We start from the raw sequence: 25192 nt of genomic DNA on the forward strand, positions 1-25192 counted from the left end.
CGAAAACTCGCTTGCTCACAGTCATAGTGAACTTGATGAGCACGATGAGCACGATGAGCACGATGAGCACGATGAGCACGATCATCATAATGTTGAAGCCACCTACAATTTTAACTGCAAAACACCGGTAATAGGTTTTTCAGTCACACTGTTTAACTTAATGCCTTCGCTGAATGCGCTTAACGTGCAATGGATTAGTAATACGGGGCAAGGCTCAACAGAAGTGACGCGCAATAATCCTGTAATAAATTGGCAAAGCTAATATTTAGCCGCCAACTCACACCTATTAAACATAAACTGCTGACTAAATAAGAGCTGTAAGTATGAAAAGCCAACTAATAAAAAATGCCCAAATAGTTAACGAAGGTAAAACGCAACGTGCTGATGTGCGCATTACTAACCAATTTATTGAATGCATTGCTGCTAATATCACCCCGAGCGAAAACGATGATGTAATTGACGCAAATGGTGCGTACTTACTGCCGGGCATGATAGATGACCAAGTGCATTTTAGAGAGCCAGGCCTTACCCATAAAGGCTCTATATTAACTGAGTCGCGCGCAGCAGTGGCCGGCGGTATTACAAGTTATATGGAAATGCCTAATGTTAACCCTTCAACCACAAACAAAGCTGCGCTTGAGGCTAAATACGCCATAGCCGAGCAGCATTCTTATGCCAATTACTCTTTTTACCTTGGCGCTACAGAGCACAATTTAGATGATATTAAAGCGCTCGATCCTAAAAGAGTATGTGGCGTAAAGGTGTTTATGGGCGCCTCTACCGGTAATTTATTAGTAGAGAACCCACAAGCTCTTGAGGGGATATTTCGCGAATGCCCTGTGCTTATAGTTACCCACTGCGAAGATGGTAAAGTAATTAGCAAAAACAATCAGCGCTATGAGCAACAAGGCATTGTGCCTAATATTACCGACCACCCTAAAATACGCGACGTAGAAGCGTGTTATGCCTCATCGTCGTATGCGGTGTCGCTTGCTAAAAAATACAATGCGCAATTGCATGTGTTGCACATAACCACCGAAAAAGAACTGAGTTTATTTACTAAAGGCGATATAGCCAATAAAAGCATTACCGCAGAGGCCTGTGTACACCATTTATACTTTAGCGAGCAAGATTACCCAGCTTTGGGTAACTTAATAAAATGTAACCCTGCCATAAAAGCTAAAACCGATCGCGATGCGCTTATAAACGCGGTTAAAAATAATCAAATAGATATTATTGCCACCGATCACGCCCCGCATACATGGCAAGAAAAACAAACCGATTATGTTAACGCGCCAGCAGGTTTACCCTTAGTAGAGCACGCACTTTTAAGCTTAATAGAACACGTTAAAAACAACCGCTTAAGCATAGAGCAGGTGGTAGAAAAAACCGCACATAACCCCGCGCTGCGTTTTAAAGTAGATAAGCGCGGCTTTATAAAAGAAGGTTACTACGCCGACTTAGTGCTGGTAAGTACAAAGCAAACCACAAAAGTTAGCCACGACGCTTGCCGATACCTGTGCGGTTGGACGCCTTTTGATGGCGTTGAGTTTTCATCAAAAATAGTAAGCACGTGGGTTAATGGCGAGCGCCTTTACGATGGCAAAACAGTCACTAAACCAAGTAAACCTGCCATGCCTCTTGTTTTTAATCGTTAATTGGAATAGTTAAATTTATGAATGCTAAAAGCCATTTGCCCGATATTACTTCGCAGCCTAATTCTCTTAATGCACGCCCATTACAATGGGTGGGTATGGAAGAGGTTTCGCTGCCGTTACATATTTTAAACAACAAAGGTGAGCAACTACACACTTATGCCAAAGCAGGCATATTTGTTAGCCTTGATAAAGCAAATGCAAAAGGCATACATATGTCGCGCTTGTATTTATTGCTTAATGAACAACTGGCTAATAAGCCACTCAATGGCCAAGTTTTAACAACGCTAGTTGAAAACATGCTGAGCTCTCAGCAAGGCTTAAGCTTAAGTGCCAAAGTAGATTTAGCTTTTGAGCTTGTAATAAACAAGCCGGCGCTTTTATCTAATCAATCTGGATTTCAGGCGTATCCTGTGGCTATTAGCAAAACCATTAAAAATGGCGTTATTAATACCGAGCTTAGCCTCACAATTCCTTATTCTAGCACGTGCCCCTGTTCGGCCGCGCTTTCTAGGCAAGCGTTAAGTGACGCCGTAGCAGAGCAGTTTACAGAGCAGCAGCTTGATAAAAACACTTTATTAGAATGGCTTACATCGCAGCAAGGCAGCGTAGCTACCCCGCACAGCCAACGCTCGTATGCGTATATAACTATGAGCTTACTAGGTGAGCAACTTCCTGATTTACCCACTCTTATTGCGCAAATGGAACAAGCCATAGGCACACCAGTACAAACCGCAGTAAAACGAGAAGACGAGCAAGCCTTTGCTAAATTAAACGCCGAAAACCTACTGTTTTGTGAAGATGCCGCCCGCAGGTTAAAGCACGCCCTTGAGCAAAATACAGATATTTGCGACTACCACTTTAAAGTTGAGCACCAAGAAAGCCTACATGCGCACAATGCCGTAGTGTACGACCAAAAATTTGCATAGCAAAAGCATTAATTAGTAAGGAATAAACATGTTAAGAAAAAACCCAAACGGCCACATGCCAAGCGTAGCGCAAAGTGCATTTATAGACCCAACAGCCATTGTGTGTGGCAAAGTAATAATTGAAGACAATGTATTTATTGGCCCTTATGCGGTTATTCGCGCCGATGAAGTAGACGACTCCGGCGATATGCAGCCAATTATTATTAAAAAAAATTCAAACATACAAGATGGCGTGGTTATTCATTCTAAATCGGGGGCGGCGGTATCCATTGGTGAGCGCACGTCTATAGCGCATCGCTCTATTATTCATGGCCCGTGCAGCGTAGGGGATGATGTATTTATTGGCTTTAACTCGGTAGTATTTAGATCAGAAATTGGCAATGGCTGTGTAGTAAGGCATAACTGTGTAATTGATGGGTTAGATTTACCTAAAGATTTTCATGTACCACCAATGACCAATATAGAGCCCGGCTTTGATTTAAACAGCATAAGCAAAGTGCCGCCAGAATATTCAACATTTTCTGAATCGGTGGTATCTGCAAATCACGATTTGGTAAAAGGTTACAAGAAATTGGCTAATGAACTCTAATAAGCAAACGCTAAAGGCGATACCCACTAATATTATTAGTGGGTTTTTAGGTGCCGGAAAAACCAGCGCTATTATATCGCTACTTAAAACCAAACCACGTACTGAACGCTGGGCAGTATTAGTAAACGAATTTGGCGAAGTAGGTATTGATGGCGCGCTACTTAATGGGCAACAAAGCCCAAACAGTGGTGTATTTATTCGCGAAGTACCCGGTGGCTGCATGTGTTGTACCGCCGGCGTACCAATGCAAGTTGCACTTAATCAGCTGCTAAAACAAGCAAAACCAGATAGGCTTTTAATTGAACCCACAGGGCTTGGCCACCCAAAAGAAGTATTACAAACACTTTCATCATCGCATTATAAAAATGTACTGAGCTTACAAAAAACAATTACTTTAGTTGATGCCAGAAAACTCACCGACTCGCGCTATACAAGTCATGCTACGTTTAACCAACAAATTGATATTGCTGATATTATTGTAGGTAACAAACACGATTTATACGCTCATAACGACGCTAAAACATTAACTGATTACGTAATAAGCCGCGCAAACCAAACACAGCAAATTGTATTTACTACACAAGGTGAAATAGCGCCTGAGTTGTTACAAGGTGAGTGCGGCTATAATCAATTGGCGCCTTGCACTGCGCATACTCATACAAACTCAGGCATTAATACCCTTGAAGTGCCGTTACCCACAAATGGCATACTGTGCATTAAAAATAGCGCTCAAGGCTATCAAAGTATTGGTTGGCGTATTAGTGCAACACACATATTTAGTAAAACCGCGCTGCACGCTTTGTTTAGCAACTTAAAAGTAGAGCGAATTAAAGCTGTTATAAAAACAGACGAAGGGTTTGTAGGCTTTAACTTAGCGGAGCAAACCTTAACCGTTACCCCCTTAAACGATTGCCAAGAAAGCCGTATAGAAATAATAGCGATACAAATTAACTCTATGTGGGCGCAACAACTCATGAACTGCTTAATTAATAATAAAACCAACTCAGAGAAAACCAACCATGAACACATTTAATGCATTAACCATTGCTTTAGTCAGTGCGCTTAGTGTTGGCTGTACATCTAACCTAACCAAAAATACTAATGAAAGTTTTTCAGCGCAGCCGGCCTCGCAGCTACAAGCTCAAACTCTACCAGCTTTAAAAATAGCGACTTGGAACGTTGAGCACCTTGCATACCCAATAGATACAGGCTGTAGAGCCAGAACGCCTAGCGATATTGAGGCTATGAAAGCCTACGCAAATAACTTAAATGCTGATGTAATCGCCCTGCAAGAAGTGGCTTCTAAAGAGGCGCTAGAGCAAATATTCTCTGAAGACGAATGGCAACTAATGGTATCGAGTAGAGCACCTAGCCCTGCATATACGTGTAGAAAAACAGAGGCTAAATCTACCCAACAGAAAGTCGCTTTTGCGGTTAAAAAAACAGTGCCGGTATTAAATATTGAATCCTTTGAACCACTTGGTCTATCTAAAACAGGGCTTCGTTATGGCTTGCAACTTACAATTAATACAGCAAAAGGGCCTACCGATATACTTAACGTACACATGAAAAGCGGCTGTTTTGTAGATGACTACTTAAAAAGCGACTCACCCGCGTGTAAAACCTATGCGAAGCAAGCACCAGTGCTTAATAGCTGGATTGAAAAACACGAAACAGCAGGTACGCCTTACGTAATATTAGGTGATTTTAACCACCGTATATCAGCGCCTTACAATAGGCTAACTCGCACTTTAATAAGTGATGAGCGCTCAACTCGTATTACGACCAGCCATTTATTAGGGTGCCAAACACGCTACCCTGCGCCTATCGATCACATCATTGTTGGCGGTATGGATGCGCAAAATATTGAAGCGTCGGCTCAGGTGCATAAATTCAAAAATATGGATAACAAAGCCATGCTAAGCGACCACTGCGCTGTATCGGTCTCACTTACTGCTAATGCGCACTCATTGTCGTCGGCAGTGTTATGGCAAACAACCAGTAAAGAGTATAAAGCACTAGCAACTACAACCTATGAACAAGCAAAAGCTGCGGTAATGCAATTGCCAAACATAGCAAGTAACTGGGTAGCCGTGATGGATGTAGATGAAACCGTACTTGATAACTCAGCCTATCAAAAGCAAACCGAGCTTAACGGTAAAGGATATACACCACAATCTTGGCAGACATGGGTTGCAAGCGAAAAAGCCACACTGGTACCTGGTGCTAAATCGTTTATAGAAACAGTGTATAAACACGGTGGAAAAATAGCGCTTGTTACTAACCGTAATAAGCAAAACGATGTACACACGTGGAATAATTTAAAAGCAGTAGGGTTACCTGTAACACTTAAAAACACCTGTTTAATTGGCCGTTCAGAGGCTGACAAAAACGCCGTTAATAGCAACGAATTTATTAACGATAAAGACTTACGCCGCCAACAAATAACACAAGGCACAGCCGATTGTTTTTCACCAAGTGGGCAAAATAATAACTGGCAGCAGCCACAAGTTATTAAATTTCAGGTGGGGGATAACATAGAGGACTTTAGCGGCGTAACACAAGAAACCGCCAATATAAAAACACTACAACCCAAGCTTGGTAAATCATTATTTTTACTACCAAACCCTATGTATGGTTCGTGGTAAATACTATTTAAAAGGAACAGTAATATGACAGATAAACCTTCAACGCCAACCAGTTCAGGCTGCACTAACACAAGCTGCTGCCCGCCACCGCAAAGCCCAGTAACGCGTGACGCGCCTAAAGTAGGACGAAACGATCCGTGTGTATGTGGTAACGGCCGTAAATATAAAAAGTGTTGTGGTAAAAACGCATAAATTGCAGCAAAGCTGCTTTTAATTTAGGTATAAAAAAGGGCTAGCGTAATGTTAGCCCTATTAATTTCTAAGCTCAGCGTATTTAACTCGCTGTTACTTCTATTTTTTGCTCTAGCGTAAAAGGCTTTTCATTTAAAAGGCCGCTTATTTGTACCAAAATCTCTGATTTACCGGGTTTATTAGCTACGTATTTTAAACTGTGTATTCCGCGTGTACGCTCTAATAATATTGAAGGCTCGCCGGTAAGTTTAATACCTTGTGGCGCTACAAATTTAACACTTACCACGCTGTAACGTTTAGGCACTAAGTAGCTAAATTTAGCTGTGCTTGTATCGCCAACATTTACTTGTGCTTGCTTAGCGTGCTTTACAGAAAAACGCTCAAGTATAGGAGTTTGAAAGCTTTGACGAGCAAACGGATGAAACTGATTTAAACCAACCCCGGAGTGAAACTCGCATGCATTAACGCCAACAGACGCACTTGCCAAAACGAATGAGCAAAGCAGATATTTTTTATTCATATTATTCGTCGTACGGTAAAACTCGGTCTAACTTAAGCTCGTAAGCCGATGTACCTAATTCGTTTTCTACGGTATTAATTATTATTTTTCCTTCAAACCAAAAAGCGTCGTATAAACTTTCAAGCTCAACGCCTTGTTCAAATTTAACGTAAATTATTTGGTTTGGCGGCGGTGGCGGCATATGCAAACACGCCCCAAAGTAAGGCACTACAAAAAACTCACTAATGCGCTTACCTTCTTCTGATTCAAGCGGCACAATAAAACCAGGCACGCGAATCTTTTTATTGTTATAGCTATCAATGACTCGAGCTGAGCTTAATGCTTGCTGATAGCGTTTATCTTGCTCGTTTTCGAACGACTTAGCGTCTAGGCTATCTAGTGTGTCTTGCTCTGAGCCATCTTCAATTTCGGTTAAATACTCTGGCGGATTAAGCAGTGCGTCTAAATCGTCTTTAGGCATTAACTGAATCCACTCTATTTCTTCGTAGCGTGTGCTTTGAGCCGCCGACTCAACAGTAAATACTAAACTGGCCAAGGCTATAACACACCAAGCAACCATGTTAGTTACATATTTTGACATATTTTTATCTCAATTAGCTTATTGCTTAACTAAAAACGTTATAACATATCAGCACTTATCAAACCATAGGAGTCTCATCTTTGCCTAATACAGTCTCTTCGGCCTCAACTCCCTTAGCCATACATATTAATCAACTTAATTATAAGTACCACAAAGCCGATAAAACCGCGTTTTATATTCCTAACTGGCAAGTAAAGCAGGGGGAACAAGTGTTTTTACACGGTGAATCTGGCTCAGGTAAAACCACATTACTTAATTTATTAGCAGGGGTGCTCACACCGCAAAGTGGTGATATAACCTTACTTGAGCAAGTATTTTCAACGCTTTCGTCAAAAAAGCGCGATAAATTTAGAGCACAAAACATTGGTGTGGTGTTTCAGCAATTTAATTTAATACCGTACTTAAGTGTTTTAAAAAACATTCAACTTGCTAGCTACTTTGCTAAAACGGGCAATACGCAAATAGAGCAAGAGGCGAGCGCTCTGCTTTTAGCACTTAAATTACCAACGACTATTTTGCACAAAGCAGCAAATACATTAAGTGTTGGCCAGCAGCAACGTGTAGCTATTGCCCGCGCTTTAATAAATAAACCTAAACTGCTATTAGTTGACGAACCCACCTCAGCATTAGACGCCGCATCGCGCGATGCATTTATGACCCTTCTAATTGATTTATGTAAGCAGCACGGCATAACGCTTGTATTTGTAAGCCACGATATGCACTTACAACAATTTTTTGAGCGCAGCGTAAATGTAACTTCGCTTTTAAAAGAGGAGGGCAGCAAATGCTAGTATCGTTAGCATGGAGCAGCTTAGCCAGTAGACGTAAATCGGTCATACTTACTTTTTTATCATTACTTATAAGTATAAGCGTGCTGTTAAGTGTTGAGCATATTCGCCAGCAAGCCAAAGAGAGCTTTAACAGAACCATCTCTGATGTAGATATGATAGTAGGCGCACCTAGCGGGCAGTTAAACCTTTTACTTTATTCGGTATTTAGAATGGGCAGCCCCACCAGTAATATTAATTATAAAAGCTATGAAACCCTAAAAGGCAGCTCATTAGTTAAATGGGCAATTCCTATTTCGCTTGGCGATTCGCACCGTGGTTTTAGAGTTATGGGCACCAATAACAGCTACTTTGAACACTTTAAATACGGCACTAAGCAACCACTTACTTTTAGTAGCGGCCAGCCATTTAATACATTATTTGAAGCAGTAATAGGGGCCGATGTAGCCAAAAAGCTCAATTATAAAATTGGCGACAGCGTAGTAATTGCTCATGGTATTGGTAACACGAGCTTTACCCATCACGACAATACTCCCTTTATTATAAAAGGCATACTAAGCCCCACAGGCACGCCGGTTGATAAAACCATACATGTAAGCTTAAACGCCATTGAGGCCATACATTTATCACCAGCAAAACAAGCTCAATTACTTAATAATGTAGATTCAGTAAACACCACACCCGAGAGCATTACCGCTGTAATGCTGGGTTTAAAGTCTAAGTTTTCAACCTTTAAATTGCAGCGCGATATAAACAATTATAAAGCCGATAGGTTAATGGCTGTGTTACCCGGTGTTGCCATGACCGAGCTTTGGCAAATGATGGCAACGGTTGAAAACCTGCTGCGCATTATTGGTATTTTGGTGTTGGTATCGTCATTATTTGGCTTATCAACCATGTTACTTGCCTCTATGGCGCAGCGTAAAAACGAAATTGCCGTACTACGTGTATTAGGCGCAGGGCCAAGCGTTATTTTTAGCTTAGTACTGGTAGAAGCGTTAATTTTAGTAATACTGGCAAGTGCAGCCGCAACGGCTTTACTAAGTTTAACCTTATGGCTTTTAGGTGATTGGCTAGGCGCTACTTATGGGTTATTTTTAAATGCAAACATGCTTAATGTAGAAACTTTAAAAGTAATCGCCGTTATTACTGTTGCGGCTATTATTACCTCAGCTATACCCGCGTATGAGGCCTATAAAAATGCGCTGCACAGCTCGCTTGGAGCTAAAAGTTAGTACCTTTAAAAATTTAACCATGTAGTAAACAAAAAGGCCGCAATAATAAATACTGCGGCCTTTGTTTTTAGCTAGATGTTTTTAGCTAAACTTTTTTAAATTAGCTACGTTTAGTAAGCGCCTGCGCTATATATAAGCTCGTAGCTATGGCTGTAAATCTCAAGGATGTTACCAAACGGGTCCTCCATGTAGATCATACGGTATGGCTTCTCACCCGGGTAGTAGTAACGAGGGGCTTCCATACGTTTTTTACCGCCAGCTTCAACAATACGCTCAGCTAAACCTTCTACATCAGGGTCTTGTACGCAAAAATGAAAGATACCGGTTTTCCAGTATTCAAAATTGTCTTTAGGGTTTTCTTGGTTTTTAAATTCAAAAATTTCGACACCAATACGATCGCCTGTTGAAAGGTGCGCTATTTTAAATTTTTCCCAATTTGGACCAAATACATCGGTACACATTTCGCCAATGGGGCTGTTATCTTCGGTGATCACGGTAGGCTCCATTATGGTGTACCAGCCCATCACCTTAGTGTAAAACTCTACGGCTTTTTCAACATCCGGTACTGAAATACCAATGTGCGAAAAACTACGTGGATATGTATGACTCATAATATGTCCTCTTTAACTGTGATTAGTTGATGGAGTTAGTTTACGAATCAGCAGTTATTAAGTAAAATTATCATTAATCATCATTTTGAGTACGTTTTGTAATGATAAATCCTACATGGTTAAACACGTTTTGCACCTTGGTTGAGGTAAATCATTTTACCCAAACCGCCGAACGCTTATTTATGACCCAATCAGGCGTGAGCCAGCATATTAAAAAGCTAGAGCAGCAAGTAAACTGCGCGCTATTAGAGCGCCACGGCAAACAATTTACCCTTACCGTACATGGGCAAAACTTATATCAGCAAGGCAGTTTGCTATTAAAAGAATGGCAATTTTTAGAACAGCAATTAAAAGATGATTCGCCTTACAGCGGCTTGGTAAAAATACAATCGCCAGGTAGTTGTGGGCTACAATTTTATAGCCAGTTGTTAGCACTACAAGCAAAGCATACCGAGCTAAATATTGATTATCGCTTTGCACCTAATACAAGTGTAGAGCAAGCTGTGGCAAACCACAGTGCCGACATAGGCTTTTTAACTCAAGCTCCCACGCTTAGCGAAGTTACTAGCCACAAAATTGGTCAAGAAGCTTTATTATTAGTAACTCCAGCACATATTAAAAACCCAACATGGGAGGTTTTATGTGAGCTTGGTTTTATTGGCCACCCCGATGCAAAACACCACGCGCAGCTGTTACTTAGCGAAAACTACAGTGTGTTTGAACATGTTGATCAATTTAAGTGCACGGGGTTTTCTAACCAAATAAGTTTAATATTGGAACCGGTAAGTTTAGGGCTGGGGTTTACGGTTTTACCTGCGCACGCCGTTAGCGCATTTAATAAACCTGCGCTTATTAAAACGCATCATTTAGCTAACCCAATCAGCGAAAATATTTATGTGTGCCATCATCGCAATAGGCCAATGGCAAAGCGCATGAATACAGTAATTGAAGCAATAAAAACAGGCTAGGGCGCGTGTAACTGCGCCCGTAAAGCCCCTTTACAGTTTATGCTGCACGTTTAGCTTTTTGCTTAAAACCAAGTAGGGTTAGCTTAGTTTGCAAATACATTTTGTGTACTGCAAAAGTGAGTAAACTCATAAGCGCCATTAGGCACAACGTTGGCACAAGCGACTGTGTATGATAACCAAACACGCCCATAAACCAGCAAATAAGCACCCACTGAATAACATACAAAGCGGTAACATGTTTGCTCGCATATAAAAGAGCGCGGGTGATAGGGCCATTAAATTTATTAGCAAATACATACTCTATAAAAGCTAAAGCACATAAATTTAAACCGATTAAATAAATAATACCGCCGCCATTTAGGTGAAAAAAATTACCAAACTGACCATTAAAATCAATAAATAACCATGCTGAACCAATAACTAGTAACGCAGCCCCTAACTTTGCACACACGCTAAATAAGTACGCAGCATTATGCTGGCTATTAATGTATAAACGCCCAAGCACGTAGCCGGTTAATATAGCGCTTATCCACGGAAATACCGGAAAATAAACTTGGTAGTTATTAGCAAAAAACAAATCGCTAATATAAGGCGAAAGCGCAAACTGCTGCCCCCTTACAAACTGGCTTACAAGTGCAATAGCAACGGCTAAAAAAGCAATCCATGCGGTTTTCCAGCGGGCAATATTAAGCGCACCAAACAGCAATAAGCTAACCCCGGCAAGTTGTAAAATATCCCCCGTTAACACCATAAATTGTAACTGCCCAGCACTCAATGGGCTTTGCCAGCCATACGCATTTATAAACGCCTCTGGCATGGTGTTAAATACCTCAATGGGTAGCCAAAACTTTGCTGCATTCATTAAATAGGCAAGTAGTAAAAGTTGTACGCCGCGCTTAATTAACAGCAGGGGTGTTTGCCTACGCGAAAGCGCCATAGACAGCCCCATTGCCACTAAAAACGAGGCGGTACCTTTACCAAGTATATGGATTACAGCACCAAATAGGCTTTCACTTTGAAGCGCTGTGCTTGAGTACATCCATAACGTGTGGACTAAAATCATAATAAAAACGCTCGCACCTCGGGCAAGGTCAATCGTTTTAAGACGTGTGTTCATTGGTTTTAATATCCTTTTTTTGGGCAGGTTTGGCATTTTTTGTAACCTGCTAAATAATAACGACAGCACGTTAAGCGCTCGGCCGTTAGTTTGAATGGGGGGTTTAAATTAAAGTGATTACTGATCAAGGCATGTAGCTGTTTATGGCAATAGGTAATGTGCTCAGCGCTTGCTAAAGTTAAGCTATGAGCGCGCGTAAATGCGCTATTTAGGGTGTCGAGTAATAAGCGCCCTTGCTCTTTTTTACTCAGCGCATAATCGCTATTTATCCACTTATCTACACAGTTAATAAACTCAATAAGTACATTATTTTGCTCAGTTTTGCTTAATATAGGCGCGCCTGTGAGGTTAAACCCTCGGCTATAAGCGCCATTAATTTTGAGCTGTAACTGCATGGGACTATGCGCGTTGTGTTTACACGTATACCAATAACAATAGGCATACATAGTTTGCCAACAAAGCTGCAAATATAAATGCCGGCTAATAAATTGCGTAGGCGCATGTGGGTAATGCGCCTTGCAATGAATTGCTAATTTGCGCACTAAATCTAAGCTTGGATGAGCCGCGGCAGCCGGCTCATTTGGGCAAAATAAAAAGTGCGCAAGGGTTATGGGCTTAGCCATACAGCTTTTCCGATACCGGGTTATCTAAACTTCCGGCAAACTGTAAGCTGCCTGCGGGGTCGGTTAAATCAACCATTTGCTTATTATTACCAAGCTGTAAGCGGTTTAAGCAAGAGTGTGCAAATTCATCACTAAAAAAGTCATACTCTTTAAAGCGCTCATCTAAGGCCGGGTTGGCTTGTTGATACGCCTTTACACTATGCGCAACGCCGTGCCAAAAATCGTGCTCGGTTATGCGTTTTTCTCTTACTAAAATAGCAACTAGGTATCTGAAAAAGCAGTCAAATACATCGGTAAATATACTTAGTAATTCAAGCTCTTTAGGCATAGTAATATGAATACGCGACACTTCCTCTGGCAAAGACTCGGTGCTGTTAAGCAGCGCCACTTCTTCGCCTATGTCTTTCATGTAAGCGCCAACAGGCACTGAGTTTTTAAGCTTTAAAATGAGGTTTTCGCCGTGGGGCATAAACACTAATTTATGAGCATAAAAACAATGCACTAAAGGAATAAGATAGGCGTTAAAATAGCTTTGTAGCCAAGCGTGTGTACTTAAACCACTTTGATCTATTAATGCACCTGCCATACTTTTACCGTGGTTATCTAGGTGCAGCAATGCGGCCATGGTGGTGAGCTGCTCATTATTTTGTAAATTATGGTTTGGGTTTTCGCGCCATAAACACGCAAACATTTTACGGTACGGCGTATCGCCCAATGCGCTTTGCTCAAAGGTGTGATGCGCATAACCTAAAGTGGCGTACTCTCTAAGTGCTGTAAAATTACACGCGCTAAGTGTTGGGTCGTGGTTTACTTTATTAAACACCCAATCGTTTATGGCCGGAGTAACCGCCATATAAGCGCGCGAAAGCCCGCGCATAAAGCCCATATTTAAAATAGACAACGCCACTTTTAAATACGGTTTATGCGGGTGTGAGCAGTTATATAATGTACGAATAGATTGCTGCGCTTGATATAAATCGTCACCTTCATCTAAATACACTAAGCGGTTATTGGCAAACTCGTTAGCAAACACCACACTTAATTTATGTTGGTACTGCCACGGGTGCGCTGGTATTAATAGGTAGTCGTCGGGGTTTAGGTTTTGCGCTTGTAGCGCTTTGTTAAACGCATCACGGGTAGTTAAATCAAGCTCGCCATTAATATGGCTTGAGTAGTCACTAAAGTATTCACTGTGAGAAAAATCACATACTGTTTTATGCGCCGCTAACCACAGCACTTTAAACGGTTTGCCTACTTCTGGCGCATAGCGTAAAAAGTCGCTTTTGCTAAAGCCAATTCGGCCATTATTAGCCACAAACGCAGGGTGGCCTTCGCTCATTGCGGCCTCTATTTGTTGCAGCCCTAATTTCGCAAGTTCGGCTGCGCTAAGTGTGTTGTTTTCGCGTTTATAACAGGCACTGGCAAGTGTGGCATTAAGCTCTTCAAGGTAGGTGGCTAAACGCTCGCCGGTTAAACCCAGCGCAGGGCCTTGCACACTAAAAAAGTGCAGCACATCAAGCGCTACTTGCTCATTGTTAAGGTTATAAAAGCATAAGCTTGGCTCGTCTATATCTATGTGGTTAAGCGCCATAGCGCGGCCATTAAATATAAAGTAACCCCCTTCAATATTAACTTTAAAACCTTGCGGGGTTTGCTCTGCAACTAATAAGCGCTCGTGTACCAGTTCGCTAATGGCTTTACTTTGTAAGTGCCTGTTAGCCCACTGCCAATGATCAAACTTTACATAGTCGGTGTTTATTGGCGTTTGCGATTTGTAATGTAAATCAACATGCGTTTCAAATGCGGCTTTATTACAAAGTCCAAGGTATGCGTTTTTATCACCAAGGGTTATTTGCTTAGTATGCACAAAGCCTAAACGCTTATTTAAGGTATGAATTTTACTATTGGCAGTATCGGGCTCTACCACTACGCGCGCATTATCGTTATGGGCAAAAATACTGTGCAATACGCACTGCATTATTTCAAAACTAAAATGGCGTTTAGGCTGTGTATTTGGGGCAAGTAAAATATGCATGCCCGTATCGTTTGGCATTACCTCATAGGCAGCTGCGAGTAGCTTGTCGTGCTTTGGGCTGTAAAGCTCAACAAGGGCAAGTAGCTCATTATTTTGCTCAATAACATACGCATGATGATGCGGGTTGTTTATTATATCTTGGTAGGCGCTGCACATTTGCTCGGGTGTGTGTTTACTCATACCCCAAAAATGCGCATAAGGCAGGGTAAGCCACTGACAAATAATAGGCATGTCGCTTTGCTTTAGTAACCGCATAGTCACATTACCTGTGTGTTGTAACGTGGTTACAAAAGATGAAAAATACATAAAAACTCCTAAATCTTTTTAATTATTAAGTGGCTGTGTGTGCGGCTTGGCTAACAAATTTAACGCGCCAGAGCAAAATAGCGCCAAGGCTTGCAAAGCCAATGGCAGCAAAGTAAAAAGGCACGGTGGTATTAAAATATTCCACACTCATTCCCACCAATAACGACGCTAAAATAACGCCAATATTTTGCGCAACATGCACTTTGGCAAAATCACTGCCGTAGTGAGCAGGCTCGCTTTTAGCAAATAACATAACCTCTAATAAAACCATGACTTGAAACAGCGCAATACCGTATAGAATGCGCGAGCTGACAACTAACCACACCGACTCTTGCGCCTGTAAATAAAGCCCAATAGCGCCAAAAATAAGCGCGCACGAAAATGTACTGGTGCGGCTAAGCGTAGGTACCGGTAAGCGCTGCCTAAAGTGGTTAAACAACAGCATTAGTAGGGCTGAAAAAGCAGGAATGGCGTACACAAGCGCACTTTGAAACGCACTGCTTTGCGCGCTCATTCCTTGCCAATGGGTCGTAAAAAACGGCCTAATTAAGAACGCGCTAAAGTAAACAACCACGCTTATAAAACAAAATTGCCATATAAAATAGGGTGTGCGAGTGCGCGGTTTTTCGCTTTCAATCGCTTGCTGATAAATACCTAGCTTTAAGCTCAGCATTAAATAGGCGCACAGCAGCACTTGTATTACATCGCCCGCAGCACTTAATAACAATGCATAACGCGGTTCGTTTAAACTAAAAAAATACCCGCCCACTAACGCGCCACCAATGGCGCCAAAGTGCATAAGCACCGAAAACAAGCCAATAATAGAAAGGTGCTTACTTTGCTGCTCTAAACGCAGTGCAAACGGGTAAATAAGCAGATAACTGGCTTTAAGCACCAACATAAACTGGTAATAAAACCAAAATTCCCACACATTAGTTGCAAAGTAACAAAGCAAACCAAAGCATGCGGCAATCACTTGCGTTACAAGCCAAAGAGCCAGCTCATGGTATTTTTTGGCAACCTTTGCCCACAACGGTAATGCCAACATAACCGTAATACAACAGTTAGCTACAAACACACCAATAAGCGTGGGGTTACTTACAGAAAATTCGCTGGCAAAAAACTGCGGATAAAACGGCAGTAATAAGGTATCGCACACCACCGAAATAACCGTAAGCAAAATAAGTGCTATACGTAAACTCATGCGGCGTTACTCTTTTGCTGTGAATGGGTTTCTACATCGCTTAAATCAAAACACTGAAAAGCAATTTTTTGCTCAACCTGATACGGCGCATAACCGAGTATTTCGCGCAAAATTATACTGTTGCGATAACACGCCATGCCTAAATCGGGGGTTACAAAACCATGGGTGTGTTGCTCTGCATTTTGCACAAATATACGCTTTTGGTCGGTATCTATTGCGTATTCACGACTTACTATATAACGGCCTTGCTCATCTTCTGGGAGCTGCTGCGCGATGGGGTTTAAAAAAGCGGGGCGCTTGTATTTAAAGCCCGTGGCACAAATTAAATAATCGGTTTTTATTTCAAAGGCTTCATTTAGCTCTTGATGGTAAAACTCAGTCACTAAGCGCCCAGCACTTTTACGTGTATTAGTAAGCTTGCTATTAGTTTTAAACGTAGTAGAAATGGGCCCATCTAAGCTTTGCGCGTAAAGGGTGTCAAAAATGTCATTAATTAAATCGCCATTAATGCCTTTAAATAAGTTTTTTTGATTTTGATTAAGCCAATCTCGTTGCTCGGTTTTTAAATTATAAAAGTAATCAACATACTCAGGAGAGGTCATCTCAAGGGTGAGTTTAGTGTACTCCAGCGGAAAATAACGCGGCGATCGCGCAATCCAATCTAGTTGTAAACCGTGTGGCACTGCTTGTTGTAATAAGGTGTGATAAATCTCGGCAGCACTTTGCCCAGCACCCACAACCGTAACGCGTTTAGCAGCTTTTAGCTCATCTAGGCGGTGGCAAAAGTCGCTACTGTGCAGTACGTTATTTGAATTACTTTGCACTGCGCAATCAGGAATATATGGGGCAGGGCCGGTGCCAAGCACTAAGTGGCGCGTAACATAGTGTTGCTCTCCATTTAGGGTGTTACAGGTAACGGTATAGCACTCACTTTGCGGGCAAAATTCAACCTTAGTTACACTTTGCTCAAAGCTTACGTTACTCAGCTGCGAGCACACCCACTGGCAATAGAGGTTGTATTCTTTACGCAGTAAAAAAAAGCTCTCGCGAATATAAAATGGGTATAAGCGGTTATTAATCTTGGCATAATTTAAAAAGCTGTATTTGCTGGTAGGGTCTGCAAGAGTCACCAAGTCAGACATAAATGGCGTTTGCAAAGTAACACCTTCTAGCATCATGCCGGGGTGCCAATCAAATTGGCTACGCTGCTCTAAAAATAAGCTTTTCACGTCCTCTAGTGGCTCACTTAAACATGCTAACGATAAATTAAACGGGCCAAGACCAATGGCTATAAAGTCATAAGGTTGGTTGCTCATTATTTTTGCTCCTTATACGTTTGCCACGCAATAGTGCTAATTTGCTCAAGCACAGCGCGCACATCGCTCAATTGGCACAGGGCATTAAGTAACGTAAATTTAAGGTAGTGTCGGCCGTTAATTTTGGTGCGCGCAATCATTGCGTCGCCGGTGTTTAAAAAAGTTTGGCGCACGTGCAGGTTTAGGGAGTCGAGTAAATCGGGGTTATTTCTTAACTCCTCTGGCGCAAAGCGAAATACCAGTGCGCTAAGCTCTGGGTAATTTATAACTTCAAAATCAGGGTGGTCGTTAAGCACAATGTGGGTTTGACGAGCAAGCCCAATTACTTTATCAAATGCTCGCCCAAGTGGCGCCTCGCCCATGGTGCGCAGTGTTAACCAAAGCTTTAGGGCATCAAAACGGCGTGTGGTTTGTAAGCTTTTATCAACTAAATTTGGCGTGCCATTGCCGGCCTCAGCTAATGGGTTTAGGTAGTCGGCGTAAAGGGTAATATGGCTAAAGTGGCGTTTGTCACTTAATAAAAACGCACTACAGCTAACCGGTTGCATGAACGATTTATGGTAATCAATGGTAATTGAATCTACTTGTTCTATGCCGTTTAAAGCACTGCGATGGTGCTCGCTTACTAGTAATCCGCCGCCGTATGCGCCATCAACATGGCACCAAAGCTGCTCTTTTTTGGCAAGCTTTGCTATGTCTTCAATTGGGTCAATTGAGCCAAAATCGGTTGTACCGGCGGTAACAACCACGGCGATAGGTAAATCGCCCTTAGCTTTAGAATCTGCAATTGCTTGGTTAAGCGCATCCATATCCATTTGCATTTTATTGTTTGTAGCCACAGGTACTACCGCGTTATAACCTAAGCCCAATAATGCTGCTGCCTTTTGAATACTAAAATGCGCCACCTCTGAGCAATAAATACGAAAACGCGAGGCTACATCAGGCAAGCCTTGCAGCTTTACTTCATGATTTGGTGCATAACGACTCACAGCTACTTCGCGTGCAACTAACATGGCCATTAAGTTCGATTGCGTACCACCACTGGTAAAAACGCCATCGGCAGTGCTTGGCAGCTTTGCTTTTTCACAGCTCCAATCAATTAATTTTTGTTCAATAAGGGTCGCGCCAGCGCTTTGATCCCAAGTATCTACCGAGGTATTGATTGCGCCAATGATGTGCTCAGCCACAACCGCTGGATAGGTAACGGGGCAATTTAAATGCGCCATATAACGCGGGTGATGAAAATACACAGCGTGATCTAAATACACACTTTTAAGCTCGTTTAATACCGCTGGGAAATCAGCGAGAGGTTTAGCTAAATCTACATCGTTAACAGTGGCGGCAAGCGTATTAACCGACACGCCAGAAAACGGCTTTTGCGCTTTAGCCATAGCTTGTTGTACAGCCGAAAGCCCCTGCAACGACGCTATTTGATAGTTAATAAACTGGTCGAGATTAAATTGAGGAGGTAACCCGTTTTGCTCAAATATTGCTTTATTTTCGACAGGGCTGAGCTGCGCCGATTGTAATTGTGACATATTCGCTCCTTGGTTGTACTTGTATTGGGGTTGAGGATCTTAATAGTAACAATTTGCATTTACAATAATGATTAAGGGTTAGATATAGGTTTATTTTCGCAATTAGGAGTGACTGATTAGTTATAAGGAATTACTTTAAAAACTAACAAAGTATATAAAATGAGCTATAAGTAGGCGCAAAAATGCGTGCTAAATAATGGCGGTTTGTAAAATAAGTGCGGTGGGTGAAATACTAAAGTTGAGAATTGAAAAAATGGGGAGAAGAGAGCTAAAAGCTAACGTTCTGTAAAGTGGCAATACCACGATAAAAAGTAAACCCCCTTTACAACTCGGTTAAACCTTAAGTGCTAAAGAGGGATATAAAAGTAAAAATGCAGCTTAATTGATATCTTCAAGCTTATTTTTTAAATCCACTAGATCGGTGGCTACGGTGGTTGGCTGAATTTCCCACGGATCAAAAATAGAATCCTCAGAGCGTTTTATCCATGCTCCGCGCATACCATGTGAAATAGCGCCGGTAATATCAAACGGGTTACTCGAAATAAGCCACGTGTTTGCGCCCGTTGAATTGGTCTCGCGTAAAAAATGGCTGTAAACACCTGGATTTGGCTTAAATGTTTTCATATCGTCGGCACTTACTACACCTTCAAAAAGCTCACTAATACCTGCGGTTTCGAGCAATTTATTAACCGCATCAGCAGCGCCGTTTGAAAATGCAAACAATCGGTAATTTTGCGCTTTAAGTAGTTCAAGCCCTTTTTTAACATCGTCAAAGGCCGGTAAAATTTTATATTGCTCAAGCAATTGCTGTTTTTGATCGTCACTCAGCTGCGTTTTATGTGCTAAACACGCGTAATCGAGAGCATGTTTAGTACATAACGAAAACGGTATATAGTTTTGCATTAACCCACGCCTAAATGAATACTCTAATTGTTTTTCACGCCATGTATTTGAAAATTTTTGCGCGTCATCGCCAATCATATCTTCAAGTAATGACAATACGCCGTGAGTATTTATAAGCGTGCCGTATACGTCAAATGCAAGTGTGGTTGCCATATTTGCTCCCAATAAGTTTAAGTTACTTGTAGGTTAGTCGCTCTGAGCTTAACTTAATTTGAACACTTGCTCAAATTAATGTAATTTACCTAAGCAATAATGTAATAACGCATAAAATTGTGGCTCTGTAGCTTATAGTAAAAAGGCTTGCTCAGTTATGTGAAAGCCCTGTTAGGCAAATTATTTAAAAACGATACAAATTAAAGGACTAAATAACATAGTATGAAAATATATTTTTTAATTTACGACAAAGTTGAAGAGCTAGATTTAGTTGGTTCTTGGGAACTAATAGGCCTGCTGGCAGAAGAGGGGTTATGTGAAAAACCCAAGTTAATATCACTAAACTCTATGACTCCCTCAGGTGAGCACGGCATGCGTTTTAGTGCCGATTATCACTTCACTGACCCAGTGCAGCCCGATGTATTAATTGTACCCGGCGGCAGTGGTGCGCGTATAGCAATGGAAGACACCGACGTTATTAACTACCTTAAAAAAATAGCAGAAAACTGCCACAGTATTTTATCTATATGTACCGGTATGTATTTAATGCAAAAAGCAGGGCTATTTAAGCACAAAAGAGCAACCACCCATTGGGCTTTTTTAGAGCACCTTAAAAAAGATAACACGGTAACTGTTGTTGAAGAGCGATTTGTTAAAGATGGTAATATTTGGTCATCAGCTGGTGTTTCGGCGGGTATGGATATGTGTCTCGCTTTTATTGCTGATTATTATGGTGATGATGTTGCCTCCACCATACAGTTAGACGCAGAATACTATCCATCCCCCACTATTTATGGTGAAGCGCATAAAAATAATGCCACATCTAATTACATTAAAAAGCTGCGTTAAAGCCCATTTTATAAATTTATATTGGCCTTTGCTGCTCTTAACCCAACATGCGCTTTGTAAACCCCCATTACACTTTGGTTAAATAAACGACTAGGTGCTTGCACTGTACTGCTTAAAATTAATAAAACTTATACGCATCGAGCGCTAAAATATCCATTTAGGTATCACTAAAAACCTTTTAAACCAGTATGCCGCACGCGCCCATTGCGGTAAATAAAAGTAGGGTGGCTAAATAACTCGTGGGGTGCTTGGGTTAATAATCTTACAGTTCAGCAATGTCTTGCGCTAAAAGCGTCTGCCCAAGCGATGTTAAAAAATCAGAGGTAGCGATTGTTTAATTGCCATCATTGGCGAGCCAAGTGAAACAAAGAAAGCGGCTGAATCATGCATTAGTCTATTTTGATATAGCCGTTTTATTACTTTTTAATTTGGTGATAAATGTGCTATTTATTTATGAATTACAAACAAAGTATTGTTAATTATGGACAAGCTAACCACCATGAAAACTTTTGTGAGTGTAGTGCAAGAGGGTTCATTTTCTAAAGCCGCCGATAAACTCGATATATCGCCGCAATTGGTGAGTAAATATGTATCAGCACTTGAAGAAGGGCTGTCTACCCGTTTATTGCACCGCACCACACGAAAAGTAAGCACCACAGAAGCGGGGGATCACTATTTTACTCGCTGCCTACAAGTACTTGGCGATATAGACGACATGGAAAATTCGCTTAATCACTTAAGCGAAAACGTATCGGGTGTGCTGAGTATTAGTGCGCCTATGTCGTTTGGGGTTAAGCATTTAGCACCTCTGCTGGTTGAGTTTCAAAAGCAGTATCCAAATTTAAAAATAGATTTAAAACTCACTGACCAATTTATAGATATTGTTGAACAAGGTATTGATATAGCGCTGCGTATTGGGGTGTTAAAAAACTCATCCCTTATTGCTAAAAAAATAGCCCCTATTCGCTTAGCGGTCTTTGCATCGCCTGCATATTTAAAGCAGCACGGTACACCCACTACATTGCAAGAACTTCAACAACATAATTATTTACGCTACGCCAACGCAGAGCCTGCTAAAAGGCTTACAGGGGTTAATGAACTTAAAAGCGAGTTTAAACTTGAAAGTAACTTAGTGGCTAACAATGGCGATTTAATACTAAATACAGCCATTGCAGGCGGCGGCATTGCTATGCAACCTACCTTTATAGCTGGTGAGGCACTCGCGCAGGGTAAAGTTGTGCGTATTTTACAAAAGTTTGAGCCTGAGTCTATGGGGCTTTATATGGTGTACGCAAACAGGCAGTTTTTGCCTAGTAAAGTGCGCGCATTTGTTGACTTTACTAGTGACTATTATGGCGATGTGCCTTATTGGGATTTAGGAGAATGACATGTCGATCACCAATCAATTAGCGTTATTTGTAGATGTAGTGCAACAAGGCTCATTTGCTAAGGCTGCCGCCTTAAACGATATGGATAATTCGTCACTTTCTAAACAAATTAAAAAGCTTGAAAGTAGCTTAGGTGTGCAATTACTTAACCGGTCTACGCGCTCGTTTTCGCTTACCTCGGCAGGGGATGAAATACTCCAACAAGCGCACATTCTTATAGATACCCTTAGTGATATTCACAATATTGTCGACTCCTACCAAGCCAAACCTAAAGGCATTTTACGCATAACCTCGGGCATGTTTTTTGGGCAGCAATATATTCAGCCTGTTATTAATATATTTATGCAAAAGTACCCAGAGGTAAAAATTACCCTGATGCTTGATGATAAGCGCAACGATATTATTAGCGACCATTACGATTTAGCGTTTAGAATTGGCAAACTTGACGACTCAAACCTAATGGCAAAAAAAATATCTGATATGCATTTTGCCTTGGTTGCCTCGCACGATTTTATAGCGCGCCATGGTATGCCAAATACACCTGAGGAGCTTTTAGCTTTACCTGCAATAGTTTACGGCAATGGCGATGTAAGCCTAGATCAAGTTAAATTAAGCACCCAACCTCATGGTGATGAATTCAAAACCCACAAAATGAAGGGCAATTATAAAGTAAGTGACGTACGCACCATGCTTGATGCCACTAAAGCGGGCTTAGAGTATGTGATGCTTGATTTATTTAACCTAGAAAAACCCATAGACGAAATGGGGTTAGTGCCACTTTTAACCAATTATAAGCTTAGCGCATCGGGCACTGGTATTTATGCGCTTTACCCGCACCGTAAGCAAACGCCACTGGTAAGCGAATTTATAAAAACGGTACAAGAGTATATTGGCAGCCCAGCATTTTGGGTTAATCATATTCCTAATTACAAACAGCTTTATTAGCTAAAGGCCTTAAAAGCTTTCTAACACCACTTTACCTTTAGCGGTTTGCGATTCAAGGTGCTGATGCGCTTTACGTAAATTGGCTGCGTTAATTTTACCTAAGTGCTCGCCTACAGTGGTTTTAATTTGCCCTTGGTCAATCATAGTGGCTACGTTATTTAAAATAATGTGTTGCTCTTGCATATCGTCGGTTTTAAATAACGAGCGAGTAAACATAAGCTCCCAATGTACCGACACACTTTTATTTTTAAATGGCACAATATTAAGTGTTTCAGGGTCATCAATAAGTGCAAATTGACCTTGTGGCTTCACTACTTTTTCAATTTCAAGTAAGTGTTGCTCTGTATTGTTTAAGCTTACTACGTAATCTACTTCGCTTAAGTTTTTAGCTGCAAATTCTTCACTTAATGGATTGCGGTGATTAACAATAGTATCGGCACCTAAATCTTCTAACCACGATATAGTTTCAGGGCGAGAAGCGCTGGCAATAATATTTAATTTAGTACGCTGCTTTAACAGCTGCACCATAATTGAACCCACACCACCGGCGGCTCCAATAACTAAAATACTTTTTGAGTCATCGTTTTTAGCTACATTTAAACGGTCAAACAATAATTCCCACGTAGTAATGCTGGTAAGTGGCAATGCAGCGGCTTCGCCATACGAAAGCGAACTTGGCATATGGCCAACAATACGCTCGTCAACTAATTGAAATTGCACGTTACTGCCTGAGCGAGTAATGTCGCCCGCGTACCATACTTTGTCGCCTGGCTTAAATAACGAAACGTTTTCGCCAACCGATTTAACTACCCCAGTTGCATCCCAACCTATTACTTTATATTCGCCATCTGCTGCTGGCATTGCTTGGCGAATTTTAAAATCAACCGGATTAACCGATACAGCTTTAACTTCAACTAAAATATCGTGGCCGTGTGCTGTTGGCGTTTCAAGTTCAATGTCTTGTAGTGATAGTTCGTTTTCGATAGGTAAACTTTGTTGATATCCAATTGCTTTCATGGGACTTGCCTCTTTAGCTAGTTAATACTCTGTGTTGATGACGCTATTTTGGCTTTATCAACGCTATTAAAAAAGAGACAAAACGCCCAATTATTATGGACGTAAAAATCCATAATAAATATAAATATATTTAAAATGCAGATTCATATTTCTATGAGCGCGTTAAATTAATAACGCCTATTTAACTGTCACGGGGGTTTACAGTTACTTTATATTAAGTTATTCCATACGCTTTCGCCACCTGGGTGCAAAGCCGCATGATACCTGTAAGCATAGTAAGTTATTGGCACGCAGTGCTGCTCATCTCCTACAACTACTAGGGTATTATTTTTAAGCTCGTTAGATATAACGTAATCAGGCAGCCAGGCAATACCATTACCCGCTACAGCATGCACTTTTAAAAGCTCAGTCATGGATGAAACAAACACCTTATTAAGCTTAGCGCCCGATATAATGGGCTCTAACTGCCGCCCCATGTAGGAGTCGAGGCTGTAGGCTAAATGCGGTATTGGCGTGTCAGTTTCTAGGTTATACAAGGCTTTACCGTTTAAATCGCACGCGCTTACAGGAAGCAACTTAGCATTACCTATTTTTTGATGGCTAAATGGCGGTAGTTTAAGGCGTTCGTTATCAAAGGCGATAAGTAAGTCGCACTCACCTTGCTCTAGCGCTTCAGTGGCTTTATCTACGTCTATTGCCTCAAGGTTAAGTACTATATCGCGCTCATCTTGAGCTTGAAAGTTGGCCAATTTTAGCGTTAAAAAGCTCGCTAAAGAGTGCGCCGCAGCCACCTTTACCGAGTAGTTTTGTTGAATTGAAAGTTCCTCAAGCATGCTGATTGAAGTATTCATTTGATTAACTAAGTTACGCGCTGTTATATGAAATATTTTACCGCTTGGGGTAAGGGTAATAGGCAGGTTTTCTCGGTCAATTAGCGCAGCGCCGAGGGCATCTTCAAGGGCTTTTATGCGCCTACTAAAGGCAGGTTGTGTTATATGCCTAAGCTTTGCCGCTTGCGAAAAGCTTTTAGTATTCGAGAGCGTTAAAAAATCTTCTAGCCATTTACTTTCAATATTCATAGTA

The 25192-nt window shown here is 41.3% G+C and carries 25 protein-coding genes; 13 read left to right on the forward strand and 12 right to left on the reverse strand.

The window, feature by feature from the left end; genetic code table 11:
- The 7 genes from CWC17_RS12105 to CWC17_RS12135 all read left to right on the forward strand — a co-directional run.
- On the forward strand, positions 1–262 hold a 262-nt coding region (locus tag CWC17_RS12105; RefSeq protein WP_138613044.1), incomplete at its 5' end, for a ZrgA family zinc uptake protein.
- A 61-nt stretch (positions 263–323) separates the two neighbouring features.
- Positions 324–1658, forward strand: a complete 1335-nt coding sequence (locus tag CWC17_RS12110) for a dihydroorotase (RefSeq protein WP_138613046.1) — start codon at positions 324–326, stop codon at positions 1656–1658.
- Between the two features lie 17 nt (positions 1659–1675).
- Positions 1676–2584, forward strand: a complete 909-nt coding sequence (folE2, locus tag CWC17_RS12115) for a GTP cyclohydrolase FolE2 (RefSeq protein ID WP_138613048.1) — start codon at positions 1676–1678, stop codon at positions 2582–2584.
- A 28-nt stretch (positions 2585–2612) separates the two neighbouring features.
- Positions 2613–3173, forward strand: a complete 561-nt coding sequence (locus tag CWC17_RS12120) for a DapH/DapD/GlmU-related protein (protein ID WP_138613050.1) — start codon at positions 2613–2615, stop codon at positions 3171–3173.
- The gene (locus CWC17_RS12125) at positions 3163–4206 is read left to right on the forward strand and encodes a CobW family GTP-binding protein (protein WP_138613052.1); all 1044 of its coding nucleotides are present in this window, start codon (positions 3163–3165) and stop codon (positions 4204–4206) included. Before CWC17_RS12120 ends, CWC17_RS12125 begins: the two co-directional genes overlap by 11 nt.
- Positions 4193–5821, forward strand: coding sequence for an HAD family acid phosphatase (locus CWC17_RS12130; RefSeq protein WP_138613054.1), 1629 nt, complete (start codon positions 4193–4195; stop codon positions 5819–5821). The genes CWC17_RS12125 and CWC17_RS12130 overlap by 14 nt, the downstream gene beginning before the upstream one ends.
- Positions 5822–5845: 24 nt before the next feature.
- Positions 5846–6013 carry an SEC-C metal-binding domain-containing protein gene (locus CWC17_RS12135; RefSeq protein WP_138613056.1) on the forward strand — a complete coding sequence of 56 codons (168 nt, stop codon included), beginning with the start codon at positions 5846–5848 and terminating at the stop codon, positions 6011–6013.
- Between the two features lie 82 nt (positions 6014–6095).
- Here the strand turns inward: CWC17_RS12135 and CWC17_RS12140 are convergent, their stop codons facing one another.
- The gene (locus CWC17_RS12140) at positions 6096–6533 is read right to left on the reverse strand and encodes a hypothetical protein (protein WP_138613058.1); all 438 of its coding nucleotides are present in this window, start codon (positions 6531–6533) and stop codon (positions 6096–6098) included.
- A 1-nt stretch (position 6534) separates the two neighbouring features.
- Positions 6535–7113 carry a DUF3299 domain-containing protein gene (locus tag CWC17_RS12145; RefSeq protein WP_138613060.1) on the reverse strand — a complete coding sequence of 193 codons (579 nt, stop codon included), beginning with the start codon at positions 7111–7113 and terminating at the stop codon, positions 6535–6537.
- Between the two features lie 80 nt (positions 7114–7193).
- Between CWC17_RS12145 and CWC17_RS12150 the strand changes: the two genes are divergently transcribed.
- Both CWC17_RS12150 and CWC17_RS12155 read left to right on the forward strand, forming a co-directional pair.
- Positions 7194–7904, forward strand: a complete 711-nt coding sequence (locus tag CWC17_RS12150; RefSeq protein ID WP_249935918.1) for an ABC transporter ATP-binding protein — start codon at positions 7194–7196, stop codon at positions 7902–7904.
- On the forward strand, positions 7898–9136 hold the full coding sequence (locus CWC17_RS12155; protein WP_138613064.1) for an ABC transporter permease: 1239 nt from the start codon (positions 7898–7900) through the stop codon (positions 9134–9136). The genes CWC17_RS12150 and CWC17_RS12155 overlap by 7 nt, the downstream gene beginning before the upstream one ends.
- Before the next feature lie 110 nt (positions 9137–9246).
- Here CWC17_RS12155 and CWC17_RS12160 read toward each other — a convergent pair whose 3' ends face one another.
- A complete protein-coding gene (locus tag CWC17_RS12160) occupies positions 9247–9747 on the reverse strand; it encodes a lactoylglutathione lyase family protein (RefSeq protein WP_138613066.1) in 501 nt (166 codons plus the stop codon).
- Positions 9748–9848: 101 nt separating this feature from the next.
- Between CWC17_RS12160 and CWC17_RS12165 the strand changes: the two genes are divergently transcribed.
- Positions 9849–10715, forward strand: a complete 867-nt coding sequence (locus CWC17_RS12165; protein ID WP_138613068.1) for a LysR family transcriptional regulator — start codon at positions 9849–9851, stop codon at positions 10713–10715.
- Between the two features lie 37 nt (positions 10716–10752).
- On the opposite strand, the gene CWC17_RS12170 is transcribed toward CWC17_RS12165, so the two are convergent.
- The 7 genes from CWC17_RS12170 to CWC17_RS12200 all read right to left on the reverse strand — a co-directional run bounded on the left by CWC17_RS12170 (position 10753) and on the right by CWC17_RS12200 (position 19910).
- Entirely contained in the window at positions 10753–11832 is a 1080-nt protein-coding gene (locus CWC17_RS12170) for a heparan-alpha-glucosaminide N-acetyltransferase domain-containing protein (RefSeq protein WP_138613070.1), read from the reverse strand.
- Between the two features lie 5 nt (positions 11833–11837).
- Complete coding sequence (locus CWC17_RS12175) at positions 11838–12455, reverse strand: hypothetical protein (protein ID WP_249935919.1); 618 nt, start codon at positions 12453–12455, stop codon at positions 11838–11840.
- Positions 12448–14796, reverse strand: coding sequence for a GNAT family N-acetyltransferase (locus CWC17_RS12180; RefSeq protein ID WP_138613072.1), 2349 nt, complete (start codon positions 14794–14796; stop codon positions 12448–12450). The genes CWC17_RS12175 and CWC17_RS12180 overlap by 8 nt, the downstream gene beginning before the upstream one ends.
- A 25-nt stretch (positions 14797–14821) precedes the next feature.
- A complete protein-coding gene (locus tag CWC17_RS12185; RefSeq protein WP_138613074.1) occupies positions 14822–16000 on the reverse strand; it encodes an MFS transporter in 1179 nt (392 codons plus the stop codon).
- Positions 15997–17316: a lysine N(6)-hydroxylase/L-ornithine N(5)-oxygenase family protein gene (locus CWC17_RS12190; RefSeq protein ID WP_138613076.1), complete on the reverse strand. Its 1320-nt coding sequence runs from the start codon at positions 17314–17316 to the stop codon at positions 15997–15999. Before CWC17_RS12190 ends, CWC17_RS12185 begins: the two co-directional genes overlap by 4 nt.
- Positions 17316–18854, reverse strand: a complete 1539-nt coding sequence (locus CWC17_RS12195) for a pyridoxal phosphate-dependent decarboxylase family protein (protein WP_138613078.1) — start codon at positions 18852–18854, stop codon at positions 17316–17318. The genes CWC17_RS12190 and CWC17_RS12195 overlap by 1 nt, the downstream gene beginning before the upstream one ends.
- Positions 18855–19232: 378 nt before the next feature.
- Entirely contained in the window at positions 19233–19910 is a 678-nt protein-coding gene (locus CWC17_RS12200; RefSeq protein WP_138613080.1) for a haloacid dehalogenase type II, read from the reverse strand.
- Between the two features lie 222 nt (positions 19911–20132).
- Between CWC17_RS12200 and CWC17_RS12205 the strand changes: the two genes are divergently transcribed.
- The 3 genes from CWC17_RS12205 to CWC17_RS12215 all read left to right on the forward strand — a co-directional run bounded on the left by CWC17_RS12205 (position 20133) and on the right by CWC17_RS12215 (position 23092).
- Positions 20133–20759 carry a DJ-1/PfpI family protein gene (locus CWC17_RS12205; RefSeq protein WP_138613082.1) on the forward strand — a complete coding sequence of 209 codons (627 nt, stop codon included), beginning with the start codon at positions 20133–20135 and terminating at the stop codon, positions 20757–20759.
- 481 nt (positions 20760–21240) lie between these two features.
- The gene (locus CWC17_RS12210) at positions 21241–22146 is read left to right on the forward strand and encodes a LysR family transcriptional regulator (protein WP_138613084.1); all 906 of its coding nucleotides are present in this window, start codon (positions 21241–21243) and stop codon (positions 22144–22146) included.
- Position 22147: 1 nt separating this feature from the next.
- Complete coding sequence (locus CWC17_RS12215) at positions 22148–23092, forward strand: LysR family transcriptional regulator (RefSeq protein WP_138613086.1); 945 nt, start codon at positions 22148–22150, stop codon at positions 23090–23092.
- Positions 23093–23101: 9 nt separating this feature from the next.
- Here CWC17_RS12215 and CWC17_RS12220 read toward each other — a convergent pair whose 3' ends face one another.
- Positions 23102–24109 (reverse strand): zinc-binding alcohol dehydrogenase family protein, encoded by a 1008-nt coding sequence (locus CWC17_RS12220; RefSeq protein ID WP_138613088.1) that lies wholly within the window; start codon positions 24107–24109, stop codon positions 23102–23104.
- Between the two features lie 209 nt (positions 24110–24318).
- Positions 24319–25188, reverse strand: coding sequence for a LysR family transcriptional regulator (locus tag CWC17_RS12225; RefSeq protein ID WP_138613090.1), 870 nt, complete (start codon positions 25186–25188; stop codon positions 24319–24321).
- Positions 25189–25192 lie beyond the last annotated feature (4 nt).

It is taken from the genome of Pseudoalteromonas sp. S3785, assembly GCF_005887365.1.
In the GTDB taxonomy this organism is placed as follows: Bacteria; Pseudomonadota; Gammaproteobacteria; order Enterobacterales; family Alteromonadaceae; genus Pseudoalteromonas.